The sequence below is a fragment of the Pseudomonas sp. PDM14 genome (assembly GCF_014851905.1).
GTDB lineage: Bacteria > Pseudomonadota > Gammaproteobacteria > Pseudomonadales > Pseudomonadaceae > Aquipseudomonas.
In genome coordinates this window covers 1485768-1500892 of sequence record NZ_JACVAQ010000002.1, presented here as the reverse complement: position 1 = coordinate 1500892, position 15125 = coordinate 1485768, and the positions used below count along the sequence as shown (strand labels likewise).

The following is a 15125-nucleotide window of genomic DNA, read 5'->3' as shown; positions in this document are numbered from 1 at the left end:
TATGGCGGTAAAGAGTTAGGAGGTGGCTTTCTGGCTGTGCAGCTTCTGCATGGCCTTGGTCCAGTCGCCAGCGAGCATCTCGGGGACGACGCCGAGGGCGAAGTCGATGCTGGCGTCCAGCAGTTCCTGTTCGCTGCGCGGAGCGCGGCCGAGGACGAAGTTGGAGACCATGCTGGCGTGCCCGGGGTGGCCGATGCCGAGCCGCAGGCGGTGGAAGTTATTCTGATTGCCGAGCTGGGCGATGATGTCGCGCAGCCCGTTGTGCCCGCCGTGCCCGCCGCCCAGTTTGAGCTTGGCAACACCGGGCGGCATGTCGAGTTCGTCGTGCGCCACCAGAATGGCTTCCGGCGCAATGCGGAAGAAATTCGCCAACGCCGCCACGGCCTGGCCGCTGCGGTTCATGAAGGTGGTGGGGATGAGCAGGCGAACGTCGCGACCCTGGTGGCTGAACTTGCCGACCAGGCCGAAATACTTGCGATCAACGCTGAGGTTGGCACCTTGCTGGGAGGCCAGGCGCTCAACGAAAAGGGCCCCTGCATTGTGCCGGGTCTGGTCGTATTCGGGGCCGGGATTACCCAGGCCAACGATCAGTTGTACGGCAGTCATGACGGGAGCCCTTTATATGGAAAAGCCCAGCCGTGGTGGCGGCTGGGCTGTTTTCCGGCGATGCGAGTGGATTACTCGGCGGCGCCTTCTTCTTCGTCTTTGGCAACGCGGGAGGCGTGGATGTTGGCCACTGCCAGGTCGTTACCGTGCGCCAGTGCAACCAGCTCGATGCCTTTCGGCAGGGTCAGGTCGGACAGGTGAACGATTTGGCCGACTTCCACTTTAGCCAGATCGACGTTGATGAATTCCGGCAGGTCTTTCGGCAGGCAGGAAACTTCAACTTCAGCGATGGTGTGGGAGACTTCGCCGCCTTGCTGCTTCACGCCAACCGAGGATTCCTGGTTGATGAAGTGCAGGGGTACGTGAGCGGTCAGTTTCTGGCCAGCGACGACGCGAACGAAGTCAGCGTGCAGCACGAAACCTTTGGCCGGGTGACGTTGCAGGGCCTTGATCAGTACGGATTCCTTGGCGCCAGCGACGTCCAGGGACAGTACGTGGCTGAAGGCAGCTTCGTTTTCCAGCAGCTTGGCCAGATCTTTGGCCAGCAGGCTGATGGATTGCGGGGCTTTCTCGCCACCGTAGACTACGGCAGGAACCAGGGCTTCGTTACGACGCAGGCGGCGGCTCGCACCTTTCCCCAGGTCGGAACGCACGGTGGCATTCAGGGCAAACTCAGTCATTGCATTTCTCCAAAATAACCAAACCGCCTCTACGCTTGCGACCAGCGTGCGGACGGTTGGGCAAAAAGCCCCGCACGAGGCGGGGCATTGAGATCAGGCGTGTCGTCGAGGCGGTTGCCTCAGCGGAACATCGCGCTGATCGATTCCTCATTGCTGATGCGGCGAACCGCTTCAGCCACTACCGGGGCCATGTCCAGTTGACGGATACGGGCGCAGGCTTGTGCCGCGGCGGACAGCGGGATGGTGTTGGTCACCACCAGTGCGTCCAGCACGGAGTTTTCGATGTTTTCGATCGCGCGGCCGGACAGAACCGGGTGCGTGGCGTAGGCGAAGACCTTGGACGCGCCGTGCTCTTTCAGTGCCTTGGCGGCATGGCAGAGGGTGCCGGCGGTGTCGACCATGTCATCGACCAGTACGCAGGTGCGGCCTTCCACGTCACCGATGATGTGCATCACTTCGGAGTGGTTGGCTTTCTCGCGACGCTTGTCGATGATCGCCAGATCGACGCCCAGGGACTTGGCCACGGCGCGTGCGCGCACAACGCCACCGATGTCCGGGGAGACGATCATGAGATTGTCGAAACGCTGATCTTCGATGTCGTCCACCAGAACCGGGGAGCCGTAGATGTTATCTACCGGGATATCAAAGAAGCCTTGAATCTGGTCGGCGTGCAGGTCGACGGTCAGTACGCGGTCGATACCGACCACGGTGAGCATGTCGGCCACGACTTTGGCGCTGATGGCCACGCGAGCGGAGCGCGGGCGGCGGTCCTGGCGGGCATAGCCGAAGTAGGGGATCACGGCGGTGATACGAGTCGCCGAGGAGCGGCGGAAGGCATCGGCCATCACCACCAGTTCCATCAGGTTGTCGTTGGTAGGTGCACAGGTCGGCTGAATGATGAAGACGTCTTTACCGCGGACGTTCTCATTGATTTCAGCACTGATCTCGCCATCGGAAAATTTGGCCACGGAGGCGTCACCGAGGGGGATGTGCAATTGGCGCACGATGCGGCGCGCCAGGTCGGGGTTGGCATTCCCCGTGAAGACCATCATCTTGGACACGCGCAGTACCTGCCGGCTGAGGGTGGACCTGATGAATTAAAAAGCTGTTCAAAATGGCTACCTTGGCAGCGACTTTGAACAGCTTCATGGAATATGGCAGGGGCGGCTGGATTCGAACCAACGCATGGCAGGATCAAAACCTGCTGCCTTACCGCTTGGCGACGCCCCTAAAAGGATGACACTACATCCGCTTCTCAGATCAGGTTTTGCAGCGTGCGGTGCAACATCGAAACGTTACTACCTTTGGCCACAAACCCTGGCAGGGAGGCTGGAAGTTGGGCCGCGACTTTATCAGCTTCGACTTTGCTTGGGAAGGACCCAAACACACAACCACCAGTGCCGGTTAATCTAGCCGAAACAAAATTGTTTAGCAAGATCAAAGCGTTACGTACTTCCGGGTAACGCTTCTCGACCACCGACTGACAGTCATTACGACCGCCCTGTGCGAGAACGGTGCGCACTGTAATAGCCGGGGTATTTCGTGTCAACTCCGGGTCGGAGAAAATTTCTGCTGTGCTGACAGATACTTGCGGTGCGACGACGAGGTACCAGGGTTCCTCGATATCCACCGCGACGAGCTTTTCGCCCACGCCTTCGGCGAATGCGGCGCGTCCGCGGACGAACACCGGCACATCCGCACCCAGGGCCAGTCCTAGTGCGGCAAGGCTTTCTTCGTCGCGTTGGAGTCGCCAAAGGTGATTGAGGCCAAGCAGGGTGGTGGCCGCATCCGAGCTGCCGCCGCCGATTCCGCCGCCCATGGGCAGGCGCTTTTCCAGCCAGATATCCGCGCCCTGGGTGCAGCTGCTTTCACTCTGCAGGCGGCGCGCGGCGCGCACGATCAGGTTGTCGTCGTGGGGGACGCCGGCGATCTCGCTGTGCAGGCGAATCTGTCCATCGCTGCGCGCGCGGAAGCCGAGCTGGTCACCGTGGTCGAGAAACTGGAACAGGGTCTGCAGCTCGTGATAGCCGTCGGCGCGGCGGCCGAGGATGTGCAGCATCAGGTTGAGCTTGGCCGGTGCCGGCAGGATCAGTTGCGCGTCGTGCATGGCGGACTCTTACTGGCCGAGCTGGCGCGGTTGCCAGTCCTTGACCACCAGGGTCACGTCGAGGTTTTCGCCGTGCAGCTTGATGCGCTGCGGCAGGCTGTAGCCGTTCTGTTCGGCATAGGCGAGGAACTCCACGTCCCAGCCGTCCTGCTCCAGGCGTGCGAGCTGGCTGGCGCCGTCCAGTGTCACCTTGCTCTTGCTGTCCGGTGCAGGCAGGCCACGCACCCACCAGAACAGGTGCGACACCGGCAGGCGCCAGCCGAGCTGTTCTTCCAGCAGGGCTTCCGGTGACTCGGCTTCGTAGCGGCCCTGGTTGGCCACTTCCAGCACCACGTTGCCGGGGCGGCCGGTCAGGCGCGCGGCGCCGCGACCGAGCGGGCCGGACAGGCGAATGTCGTAATAATCCTGGCGCTGCAGCCAGAACAGCGTGCCGCTGCCCGAATCGCGTGGCGCGCGGATGCCCACCTTGCCCGTGATTTGCCAGGCATCGAGGCCGGCGATCTGCGCCTTGTGGGCTTTCCACTGTTGCGCATTGCCCTGGCCTTCGATGGCTTCACGGCTGGTGAGGCCGGCGCAGCCGGCGAGCAGGGATACAAGGCAGATGACGGCGAGTTGGCGAAGCATCGATCAGAGTGTCTCGGAACCGGTGAGGCGCAGCAGGGTGCCACGCAGAATGGGGCTGTCGGGCTCGTCCTTGAAGGCGGCGGCCCAGACCTTGCGGGCTTCCTTCTGCTTGCCCTGGGCCCAGAGCACTTCGCCGAGGTGGGCGGCGACTTCGTGGTCGGGGAATTTTTCCAGGGCCAGGCGCAGGTAGCGTTCGGCCTCTTCGAGGTTGCCCAGGCGATAGTTGACCCAGCCCATGCTGTCGAGGGTGGCGGGGTCGTCCGGGTTCAATGCGTACGCCTTGGCGATCAGTTGTCTGGCCTCGTCGTAGCGCGTAGTGCGGTCGGCCAGGGTGTAGCCGAGGGCGTTGAGGACGGTGGCGTTGTCCGGCTCGCGTTCGAGGATACTGCGCAGGTCGCGCTCCAGGCCCGGCAGGTCGCCACGTTTCTCGGCGAGCATGGCGCGGGTGTAGAGCAGGTTGGTGTCGTCCGGGAACTGCTCCAGACCTTGCTGGATGCGCTGCCAGGACTCCTCGGTGCGCTGCCGGTTGGCCAGCGATTCGGCTTCGATCAGGTACAGCTGGATGGCGTAGTCGGGTTGGCTTTCGCGGGCCTTGTTCAGACGCGCAGCGGCTTCGTCGGCGCGGTTGGCGTCGAGGAGGATTTCACTCTGGCGCATCTGCGCCGCGAGGTAGTCACTGCCCGGGCCGACCAGGCCGTATTCGATCAGCGCGCTCTCCGGCTCGTTGCGTTCCTCATAGGCGCGACCCAGGTTGAAGTGCGCAGCATCGACATGGGCGCCGCGGGCGACCAGTTCGTCGAGGTAGAGGATGGCTTCGTCCCAGGCCTCGGCCTCGAGGCAGACCAGGGCGAGGGAGAAACGCAGGTCGTCGTCATCGGGGAATTGCTGGACCAGGCCGGCGAACTCGGACTTGGCCTCGTCCATGCGCTGCAGCTCGACCAGCTGGCGTGCGTAGGCCAGGCGCAGACGCTTGTCGTCGGGGTGCAGCTTGATGCCTTCCTTCAGCAACGGCAGTGCTTCCTCGCCACGCTGCTCGCCTTGCAGCAAGCGTGCGCGCAGCAGCAGGGGCGGCACTTCGCTAGCGCTGGAGTCGTGGCTTTCGAGCAATTCCAGGGCTTCGCCGGCACGGTTGTCCTGATGCAGCAGCAGCGCCTTGCCGAACAGCAGCTGGCCGTTCTCCGGGTACTTCTGCAGCAGGCGATCGAAGCTCTGCAGCAGGCCGGCGCGGGTGTCCGGGTCGGTTTCCGCGGCGGACAGGGCGAGGAAGTCGAAATGCGTGTCGCCCTGGCCCTGCAGCACCTTCTCCATGTACTGCATGGCTTCGTCGTAGCGCCCGGCGCGAGCCAGTTGCACGGCGGCGGCACGTTGCGCGTCGAGGGTCTCGGGGGCGTTCTTGGCCCAGATCAGCGCGCTGTCGAGGGCGGCTTGGTCGGCACCGAGGTATTCGGCGATGCGAAAGGCGCGCTCGGCGACGCCTGCATCCTGGGTCGCATTGGCCTGCTGGACGTAGTTGCCCAGGGCGATGTCGAAGCGGTTGCGCTGGCCGGCCAGTTCGGCGGCGAGCAGGGAATAGAGGGTTTCTTCGCTGAACGAAGCGTACGTCTGCGGCGCTTTCGGTGCCGGCGTGGCAGCCGTTTCCTCTACCGGTGGCGTGCCATCGGGAGCAGAGGGGGCCAGGGTCTGACAGCCGCCGAGAAACGCCAGGGCGGTCAGCAACGCTAAGGATCTATTCATGGGGGAAAATGCGACTAACCTGCGGTCCGGGCATCATGACACAAGCAGTCTGGCAAGCCCAACGGGGCTGGCGTGATCGCTCGGCTACTTCTCGCCGTTGTGACCATGCCCGGCCGCCGCCGGTTCAATGCCTTGGCGCGGCTCGGCGGCCAGGCGCTCGCGGAGGAACTGCAGCAGGTTGCGTGTGGTGTGGGTGATGCCCCGGTAGGACGGCGTCAGCGCATACAGCGTGGTGGCGTCCGGGTGCTCATCGGGGCAGGCCCTGAGCAGGGCGCCGCTGCGCAGCTGGTCGACGCAGGCGGCGAGAGGCAGGCAGGCCAGGCCGACGCCGGCGAGCGCGGCATCCCGCAGTGACAGCAGGGTGTCGGCGCTCAGCGCGGGCGAAAGCAGGGTGCGTTGCCGGCCTGCCAGGCGCCAGGGTTGCAGGGCATGGGGCGAGCCCTGGGCGAGCAGGTTCGCATCCTCGACGGCGACGAGATCGCGCGGGTGGTGCAGGCGATCCAGCAGGGCGCGATTGCCGACGATCACGTTATCCAGCGTGGCCAGGGGGCGGGCGACGATTTCGCCGCTGTCTCTCGGGGTGTCGCCGAGGCTCAGGGACAGGTCCAGGCGTTGGGCGCGCAGCTCCAGCAGGGCGTCTGCCCGGGTGAGCGCAAAGCTCACCTTGGGATAATGTTCGCGAAACCCGCTCAATTGCTCGAGCAGCCAGTCCGCGAGGATGCCGGGCGCAGCCAGGCGTACCAGGCCGCTCGGGCTGCCGAGGGTTTCCTGGGCGCTGAGGGTCGCCGCTTCGGCGGCGGCAAGCATGTCCAGCGCATGGCGGTAGATCTGCTCGCCAACGGTGGTCATGGTGAACTGGCGCGTGCTGCGATTGAGCAGCTGCACATCCAGGCGCTGCTCCAGCTGCATGATGCGGCGGCTGAGGCTGGATTTGCCAATGCCGGTGTTCTCTGCCGCAGCGGAAAAGCTGCCCGCCTCGACCACGCGGGTGAACCAGTACAGATCGCTCAGCAAGTTGGCCTGGATCATCGCTCACTGTCCCATCTGGTGGAATGCTGTGTTGCTGTGGGCGCAACGGACGCAGGTGTCTGCCGCCCTGACCTTTGCGTTATCTTATGCCCCCGTTTTGTTTGGGGCCTTTGCTTGGGCGGACCGCGGCTTTGTTTGGCCGGATCCAGGCGCGATATCGCGTTGCAGTTGGCAATGGCTACATGAAATAGAGGCGGTGCAACAATGCTGGACGAGGGCAGGGCGGCAGAGCATGTGCCGCATATTCTGGTAATTGACGACTCCCCCGAGGACATTCGCTCGCTGCTGGTCAGTCTGCGCGGGCAACCCTGGCGACTCACGCTCGCCAGCGACCCGCGCCAGGGCTATCAGCGTGCCCTGGCCCTGCGTCCGGATCTGATCGTGCTCGATGTGCGCATGCCGGGCATGGACGGCTTCACGCTGTGTCGCCTGCTCCGTGAAGCGCCGGCGACCCGGCGCACGCCGGTGATCTTCCTGTCTTCGGCCGGTACCGTCGAAGAGCGCCTTGAAGGCCTTAGCCTGGGCGGTGTGGATTACGTGCTCAAGCCGTTCGCTGCCGAAGAGGTGCTCGCGCGCATTCGCATCCACCTGCAGCTGGCCTGGCGCGACGAGGTGGTCGCACCGGTCGAGGCTGCGCCGTCCACGCAGGATACCGATCAGGTCATGCTGCGTGCGGCGATGCGTTTCATCGCGCAGAACCTCGGCGAGCTGCCGCCCCTGACGGAGATCGCGCGCAAGGTCGGAACGCATGACAAGCGCCTGTCGGGCATCTTCCGCGAGCACCTGGGCACCACGGTGTTCGCCTATGCGCGCGAAGTGCGCTTGCGCAAGGGCCAGGAGTTGCTCGCGGACAGCCAGCTGAGCGTGCAGGACATCGCCGAACTCGTCGGTTTTCGCAGCGCCTGCAACTTCACCACAGCGTTCCGTGAGCGCCAGGGGCTGACACCCAGCCAGTACCGCCAGCAGGCGCAGGGCGAGTCAGTCGGCACGTGAAGAGGATCGTGCAGCTGGCCACCGGCATGCTGCTAGCGCTGCTGATGACCCAGGCGCTGGCTGCGCCGATGCTTTGTGCCTCGACGCAGGGTGACTTGGAAATAGCCGCCCAGGGGCTGGAGGATCCGAGCGGTGAGATGACTGCCATCGAGGTCGCCGCTCTTGCGGATGAGCGCTTCCAGCCGGCAGATGCCTGGCCGAACGGTGACTATGTGGCTTCCGCATTCTGGCTACGGTTCACCTTGCGCAATGACAGTGACCGTCCCTGCTCGCGCTGGTTGTCGGTGGGGGAGCCGCTACTCGATAGCGTGCAAGTGAACGTGCGGCGCAATGGCGAATGGAGTGAGATGCATGCTGGCAGCCGCTATCCGCTGCCAGGCTGGGCCATTCTGGCTCGGCAGCCATTGTTCGCCCTGTCCCTGGAGTCGGGGGAGGAGGCGCTGGTGGTCGTTCGCATCGTCAGCGACAGCGTGATGGTGGTAAAGCCCAGATTGTGGACGGAGGTACAGCAACTCCATGCCAGCCAGCGCAGTGCCCTGCTGGATGGGTTATGCCTGGGCATCGGCCTGTTGATCGTGCCCTTCAGCCTGGTCCTCGCGTTCATGCTGCGTTCGCGTCTTTTGCTGGTGCACGCACTGGCCATCTTCGCCTATCTGCTGCTGGTCTGTGCGGCTACCGGGTATTTGCTCTATCTGCCGGTATTGCTGCCCTGGGTTCAGGAGGTCGTGAGCGTACTTTCCTGTCTGGCCACGCTGCTGTTCACGTTTTACGTGTACGTGCTGTTCAGGCTGTACCTGCTCGGGCTGGGGTGGCGGCTGGTGTGGGCGCTGTTCACTGCGACGATGGGAGGGATGCTGCTATGGGGCTTGGTCGGTGACTATATCCAGACGCGGATGCTGTTCAACGAAACACGCTGGCTGACCTATTTCCTGGTCCCGATGGCCTGTCTGCTCGCCTGGTACAAGGGATTGAAACCCAATTGGCTGGCCTGGCTACTGGCTGCCATGTTCGTGGCTCAAGGGCTGAGTCGGCATGTGCTGGGTGACAAGAATGCGCCCTGGCATTTCGGTGAAGACCCACTGAGCATGGTCTCCAGCCTTCCGGGCGTGTTCCTGCTGGTCTGTACCCTGATCATGGAATTCAACCGCAGCCGCCAGGGTGAGCGGCGGGCCCTGGCCGAGCTGGATGCGCAGCAGCGCGCCGAGCACGAACGTCTGGAAAGCACCGTGGAGCGGCGCACCGAGCAGCTGCGCGAATCCCTGCGTGCGCGCAGCTCGCTGCTGGCGCGGATCACCCACGACCTGCGCTCGCCACTGGCCGGCATCATCGATTACGCCCGCCTGCTGCGCGAGGAAACCCAGCAGGACTATCCGCAGCGTATCGAGCGCAACGCCCGCCGGCAGATGGAGATGATCGACGAACTGCTGGAGTTCTCGCGCAGTGAGCTGCAACAGCAGGAGCAGGTGCTGGCGCCCGGCTACCTGTATGGCTTCCTGCACGAGATCGAGGACGAGGGACGCTTCCTCGCCCAGCGGCAGCACAACCGGTTCATCTGTGATTTCGCCGCCGACCTGCCACCACTGGTACAGGCCGACTTCAGCCGCCTGCGCCGCATCCTGATCAACCTGCTGAGCAACGCGGCGAAGTTCACCCGCGACGGGCAGATCGAGCTGGCGGTGCAGCGGGTCGCTGGCGATGCAAGCCGCGTGAGCCTGCTCTTTCGCGTCAGCGATAGCGGCATCGGCATCCACCCGGACGAGGGCGAGCGTCTGCTGCAGCCGTTCAGTCGCGGGCGCAATGCCGGCAATGTCGAGGGCACCGGCCTGGGCCTGTCGATCGTCAGCCAGTTGCTGCAGCAGATGGGCGGCGAGCTGCAGTTGACGTCGAGCCCGGCGGCGCGCGGTTGCCAGTTCAGCTTCCAGCTGCAGCTGGCGCTGGCCAGCGAAGAAGAGCTGGACGTGGTGGTGGAAGGCATGGGCGCCTCGATTCACGGCGACGGGCGCTGCATCCTGCTGGTCGACGACATCGCACAGAACCTCGAAGGGCTGAGCGATCTGCTGGGCGGCTACGGCTTCGACGTGCTGACCGCGGCGAACGGCGAGCAGGCCCTGGCGCTGCTGGCGCAGCACCCGGTGGACCTGCTGATCACCGACCAGATGATGCCCGTGCGTGATGGCTGGTGGCTGCTGCAGCAGGTGCGTGAGCGCGGGGCGCAGCTGCCGGTGCTGCTGTACTCCGCCGCGCCACCCTTGCGCCCGGCGAAGGTGTCGCCGGTACTGGCGTTCGACGACGCCCTGCTCAAACCGGCGGACAGCGGCGAACTGCTGGAGCGGGTCGCCCAACTGCTGGTTCCGCTGCCGTGAAGCGCTGGCTGCCGGGGCTGATCCTGTGGCTGGGAATGGCGCTGGCAGGCGGCGCGACGGCGGCCTCGATTTGCCAGGTGCAGCGGCTCGAACTGGCCGACCAGGCGCTGTTCCTCGAAGACCCCGCAGGCACGCTGAGCGCCGACCAGGTGCTGGCATTGTCCGCTGACGCGTTCGGGCCGGCTACCCGTGAGCAGCGGGTGCGGCGCTACAGCGATTCCGCGTTCTGGTTGCGCCTGAGCTTGCAGGGCGATGTCGACGACGAATGCGAGCGCTGGCTGACCGTGGGCGACCCGCGCCTGACCGATGTCCAGGTGTACCTGCACCAGGGCGAGGCCTGGCAGCGCATGCGAGCCGGCAGCGCCCATCCCCTGAGCGAGTGGCCTGTGCGGGCCCGGCAGCCGACCTTCCCCCTGGAGCTGCCGGCGGCGCAGGAGCTGACGGTACTGATACGCGTGGCCAGCACCTCGATGATCATCATCGAGCCGCGCCTGTGGTCAGAGTCGGGGCTGCTCGATCACCGCCAGGACAGTGCCCTGGTCGATGGCATGACGCTGGGTATCACCCTGCTGATGGTGCCGTTCGCCTTCGTCGTCGGCTGGCTGTTGCGCTCGCGCCTGCTGGTCGCCCATGCGCTGTCGGTACTGGGGTACGCCCTGCTGGTCAGCATCGTCAACGGTTATCTGGTCTACGCCTCTGCACTGCTGCCCTGGACGCGCGAACTGTTGTGGCTGCTGGGGCTGGTGCAGTACCTGTTGTTCATCGTCTACATCCGCGTGCTGCTGCAGGTTCGGCAGTTGCCGCCCGCCTGGGGGCAGGCCTTCAACCTGTTCATGCTCGCGGTGCTCGCCTGCTACCTGTGGATGCTGGTCGACAACGTGACGGGGCGCGTCTTGCAGGATGGGGTGCGGCGTTGCGCCTATGTGCTGATACCCGCGGCCCTGCTGGTCGGCTGGCGCCTGCGGCTCGCCTACAGCTGGCTGGTCTACCTGGTCTGTGGCCTGCTCATGCTGCAGGGCGTGTTTCGTCTGCTGGCCGTGGCCGGCGTGCCCTGGCAGGCCGCGGATGACAACCTGAGCCTGGCCTCGACCCTGCCGGGCCTGCTGTTGCTGGCCTGCACGCTGGTGATGGAGGTGGAGCGCGTGCGCTCGCGGGAGCGGCGCGCCCTCGCCGATCTCGATAACCAGCAGAAGGCCGAGCATGAGCGCCTGGAAAGCACGGTGGCGATGCGCACCCGGCAGCTGCGCGACTCCCTGCAGGCGCGCAGCCTGCTGATGGCGCGGATCAGCCATGACCTGCGTTCGCCCCTGGTGAGCATCGTCAACTACGCGCGCCTGCTGCCGCCCGAGCCGGTACAGGACTACCCGCGCAAGATCGAACGCAATGCCCGCCAGCAACTGGAGCTGATCGACGAGTTGCTGGAGTTCTCGCGCAGCGAGCTGCACCAGCTCGAGATCATCCTGGCACCCGGCTACCTCTATGGCTTTCTGCGGGAAATAGAAGAAGAGGGTGGCTTTCTCGCGGCCCAGCAGAACAACACCTTCGAGTGCCGTCTCGATAGCACGTTGCCGACCCTGGTGCAGGCCGACTTCCGCCGCTTGCGCCAGGTGCTGATCAACCTGCTGGCGAACGCCGCCAAGTTCACCCGCGACGGCCAGGTACTGTTCGAGGTGCAGTGCCTGGCCGCTGACGATGAGGCGGTGCGGCTGCGCTTCAGCGTCAGCGACAGCGGCATCGGCATTCCCGCCGACGAGCGCAGGCAGCTGCTGCAACCGTTCTGGCGGGGGCGCGAAGCCGAACGCTATGCCGGCAGTGGCCTGGGGTTGTCCATCGTCGGTGAACTGCTGCAGCAGATGGACAGCGCCCTGGTGCTGGATGAGGTGCTGCCCCGTGGTAGCTGTTTCAGTTTCGAGGCCGTGTTCGCCTGCGCCGGTGAAGAGGACCTCGACCTGTCGTTTGCCGAGAGCCGCGGCGCCTGGGTCAGCGGTGCCGGTCGGCATATCGTGCTGGTGGACGACATCGAGCAGAACCGCGAATGGCTGAGCGATCTGCTCGGCGGCTACGGCTTCGATGTCACGGCTGCCACACGGGGTGAAGACGTGCTGGCGCTGCTGCAGCACACCGCCTGCGACCTGCTGATCAGTGACCAGCGGATGCCGGGCATGGATGGCTGGGCCGTGCTGACGGCTGTGCGTGAGCGCTGGCCGAGGCTGCCCGTGCTGCTTTATTCTTCCGCGCCGCCGCGGCGGCCACCGGCCTATCCGGCCGATCTGAATTTCGATGCCGTCCTGCTCAAGCCGTGCGATGTCACCGCGTTGCTCGCGACTATCGAGCAGCTGGCTCCCGGTCCTGCCTACCCGGCGGGTAGCGGTCCGCACCAAGAGGTTTCCCGTGTTCTGGATGATTGAGTCCGCCGCGTTGCGCGGTGGATATTTGCTCTGCTTCCTATGCCTGTCCTGCCTGACCCCGGCCCATGCCGCCCCACCTGCCGCTCCCGGTCACACCGAGCACCCTGGCGAACCGCTCGCCGGCCACGCCGCACCCGCCCTGGTGCTCGACGAGGTGACCGTGAGTGCGCGTCACCGCGAGGAGCGCGCGCAGGCCGTCCCCATCGCGATGAACGTGCTCGATGGCGAGCAGCTGAACGACGCCGGCCTGTTGCGCAGCGAAGACCTGCAGCAGCGCGTGCCGAGCCTGCTGGTGTCGGTGCCCAATGCGCGCTACACCAGCTATGGCATCCGCGGGCTCGGTTCGAGTTCGTACAACGACGGCATCGATGGCAGCGTCGGGGTGTTTCTCGACGGCGTGTACCTGGGGCGCCAGGGCATGTCGCTGGGTGATCTGGTCGATGTGCAACGGGTCGAGGTGCTGCGCGGCCCGCAGGGCACCCTGTACGGCAAGAACACCACGGCCGGCGCCATCAATGTCAGCAGCCGTGCGCCGACCTTCGCGCCGGAAGGCAGCGCTGAGGTGTCGATGGGCGAGGCGGGGTTGCGCCAGTACCGCGGCACGTTTTCCGGGCCGCTGGTCGACGGTGTGCTGGCCGGACGCCTGACCGCCTACGACGTCGAGCGCGATGGCCTGATCGACAACGTGTACGACGGCAGCGAGCTGCGCGAGCAGAACCGCCAGGGCCTGCGCGGGCAGTTGCTGTGGACGCCGAGCGAGGTGTTCAGTGCGCGCCTGATCGGCGAGTACGCCTGGCAGGACGAGCAGACCAACAGCTTCGCCGCCAGCAACTACAGCGCCTCGACCATCAAGCGCGCCGCGTTCGTCGGTTACCGCCAACTGCCCATCGACCCCTATGCCCGTCGCGTGCAGCAGGACGAACCGAACACGGTGAAGACGCTGCAGACCGGTGCCACCCTGGAGCTGAACCGGTTGCTGGACAACGGCGCCACGCTGACCAGCATCAGCGGCTACCGCGACTGGCGCTACGACGCCGACCAGGATGGCGATGGCACGGCGCTGTCGATCGCCGAGAACGTCGCGGTGCAGCTCAACCAGCATCAGTTCAGCCAGGAGCTGCGCCTGGCCGACTCGCCCAACGAGCACATCGACTACGTGGTCGGGGCCTATTACCTGCGACAGACGCTCAATCGCGAACTCGGCGTGCGCTTTGGCAAGGATGCGGCGGCGTTCTTCCTCGGCGACCGCCCGGAAGTCGACCTGCTCGGCATCACCCCGGCGATGATTCCCGCCTCGTTATTGCAGGGCGCGCAGCAGGCCTTCGATGGCGAGCAGCGCACCGACAGCCGCGCGCTGTTCGGCCAGATCACCTGGCACGCCAGCGAGCGCCTGGCGATCACGCCGGGGCTGCGCTACACCCGTGAACGCAAGCAGGGCTGGCTGTCGCGCAGTGTGTCGGGGCTGGCGCCGCTCGGCCCGGACCTGGTCTCGCAGATCGCGGGCAACCTGCTGCGCAGCACGGCCCTGGGCGGCGAGTACTACCGGCGCGATGCGATCGAGGAGAGCAACCTGTCCGGGCAGCTGGCGCTCAGCTACCAGTTCCGCGACGACCTGCTCGGCTACGCCAGCTGGTCGCGCGGCTACAAGGCCGGGGGCATCAATCTCGACGTGGTCGGGCCGAATGTCGAACCGACCTTCGGCGCCGAGCGGGTGACGTCGCTCGAGGTCGGCCTGAAAAGCAGCTTGTGGGACGAGCGCGCCACACTCGACCTGGCCGTGTACCAGGCCGATGTCGATGACTACCAGGCGCTGACCAATCGCGCGCCAGTCGACGAATTCGCGCCGCCGATCCGCGACAACCTGATCAATGTCGGCAAGGTGCGCCTGCGCGGCATCGAACTCGATGGCCTGCTACGCGCCAGCGAGCGCATCGACCTGCGCCTGGGGGTCGCCTGGAGCGATGCCCGCTACCGCGACTTTGCCAATGCGCCCTGCTCGCCGGAAAGCGCGCAGTGGTCGTGCGACCTGAGCGGCAAGCGTCTGTTCAACGCGCCGGAGTGGAACGCCAGTGCCGGCATCGAACAGCGCTACCCGCTGGAGCAGGGGCTGGAGCTGTTCAGCGTGCTCGATTACAGCGTTCGCAGCGGCTACTACGGCACGCTCGAAGGCGGCGCCGGCAGTTACCAGCCGTCCTATGGCCTGACCAACCTGCGCTTGGGGCTGCGTCGCAGCGATCGGCAATGGGAAACCGAGCTGTGGGCGCGCAACCTGTTCGACACGGAGTACATCACGGCGGTGTACGCCCAGCTCGGTGCCGGCGACTACGGCGTGCTGACCGGCGACCCGCGCAGCGTCGGCATGACTGTGCGAACGCGCTGGTAGTTCCCGGTCGTTCGTCGGTTTGTGCCGATGCCGCAGCGGTCTTGCCCGGCAGCTCGCCCGCTGTGGCAAAGGCCGGGCGGGTTTGCTCAGCAGCGCCAGGGCCTTTTACGCCGGGTGCTCACTGGCGCATCCCGATGAGCAGTGACGCTGGCGGCCTTTGCCTGAGCGGCAAATGGCACCATTTTGCGCCATCGACTT

The 15125-nt window shown here is 65.4% G+C and carries 11 protein-coding genes and 1 tRNA gene; 4 read left to right on the top strand and 8 right to left on the bottom strand.

Features of this window, described 5'->3' with window-relative positions:
- Positions 1 to 15 precede the first annotated feature (15 nt).
- The 8 genes from pth to IB229_RS19470 all read right to left on the bottom strand — a co-directional run bounded on the left by pth (position 16) and on the right by IB229_RS19470 (position 6780).
- The gene (gene pth, locus IB229_RS19505; RefSeq protein ID WP_192331549.1) at positions 16 to 606 is read right to left on the bottom strand and encodes an aminoacyl-tRNA hydrolase; all 591 of its coding nucleotides are present in this window, start codon (positions 604 to 606) and stop codon (positions 16 to 18) included.
- A gap of 71 nt (positions 607 to 677) precedes the next feature.
- Positions 678 to 1286: a 50S ribosomal protein L25/general stress protein Ctc gene (locus tag IB229_RS19500; RefSeq protein ID WP_192331548.1), complete on the bottom strand. Its 609-nt coding sequence runs from the start codon at positions 1284 to 1286 to the stop codon at positions 678 to 680.
- A gap of 119 nt (positions 1287 to 1405) precedes the next feature.
- Positions 1406 to 2347, bottom strand: a complete 942-nt coding sequence (locus IB229_RS19495) for a ribose-phosphate pyrophosphokinase (protein ID WP_192331547.1) — start codon at positions 2345 to 2347, stop codon at positions 1406 to 1408.
- A gap of 94 nt (positions 2348 to 2441) precedes the next feature.
- A tRNA-Gln gene (locus IB229_RS19490) sits at positions 2442 to 2516 on the bottom strand.
- A gap of 25 nt (positions 2517 to 2541) precedes the next feature.
- Complete coding sequence (gene ispE / locus IB229_RS19485) at positions 2542 to 3393, bottom strand: 4-(cytidine 5'-diphospho)-2-C-methyl-D-erythritol kinase (protein ID WP_192331546.1); 852 nt, start codon at positions 3391 to 3393, stop codon at positions 2542 to 2544.
- 9 nt (positions 3394 to 3402) lie between these two features.
- Positions 3403 to 4017 (bottom strand): lipoprotein insertase outer membrane protein LolB, encoded by a 615-nt coding sequence (gene lolB / locus IB229_RS19480; RefSeq protein ID WP_192331545.1) that lies wholly within the window; start codon positions 4015 to 4017, stop codon positions 3403 to 3405.
- Between the two features lie 3 nt (positions 4018 to 4020).
- Positions 4021 to 5751, bottom strand: a complete 1731-nt coding sequence (locus IB229_RS19475; protein WP_192331544.1) for a tetratricopeptide repeat protein — start codon at positions 5749 to 5751, stop codon at positions 4021 to 4023.
- A gap of 84 nt (positions 5752 to 5835) precedes the next feature.
- Entirely contained in the window at positions 5836 to 6780 is a 945-nt protein-coding gene (locus IB229_RS19470; protein WP_192331543.1) for a LysR substrate-binding domain-containing protein, read from the bottom strand.
- A 204-nt stretch (positions 6781 to 6984) separates the two neighbouring features.
- Here IB229_RS19470 and IB229_RS19465 point away from each other — a divergent pair, with 204 nt between their 5' ends.
- The 4 genes from IB229_RS19465 to IB229_RS19450 are packed head-to-tail and all read left to right on the top strand — an operon-like array spanning position 6985 to position 14927.
- A complete protein-coding gene (locus IB229_RS19465; protein ID WP_192331542.1) occupies positions 6985 to 7773 on the top strand; it encodes a response regulator in 789 nt (262 codons plus the stop codon).
- Positions 7770 to 10136 carry an ATP-binding protein gene (locus IB229_RS19460; protein WP_318652122.1) on the top strand — a complete coding sequence of 789 codons (2367 nt, stop codon included), beginning with the start codon at positions 7770 to 7772 and terminating at the stop codon, positions 10134 to 10136. Before IB229_RS19465 ends, IB229_RS19460 begins: the two co-directional genes overlap by 4 nt.
- A complete protein-coding gene (locus IB229_RS19455; RefSeq protein WP_192331541.1) occupies positions 10133 to 12544 on the top strand; it encodes a 7TM-DISM domain-containing protein in 2412 nt (803 codons plus the stop codon). Before IB229_RS19460 ends, IB229_RS19455 begins: the two co-directional genes overlap by 4 nt.
- Positions 12537 to 14927: a TonB-dependent receptor gene (locus tag IB229_RS19450; protein ID WP_192331631.1), complete on the top strand. Its 2391-nt coding sequence runs from the start codon at positions 12537 to 12539 to the stop codon at positions 14925 to 14927. Before IB229_RS19455 ends, IB229_RS19450 begins: the two co-directional genes overlap by 8 nt.
- Positions 14928 to 15125 lie beyond the last annotated feature (198 nt).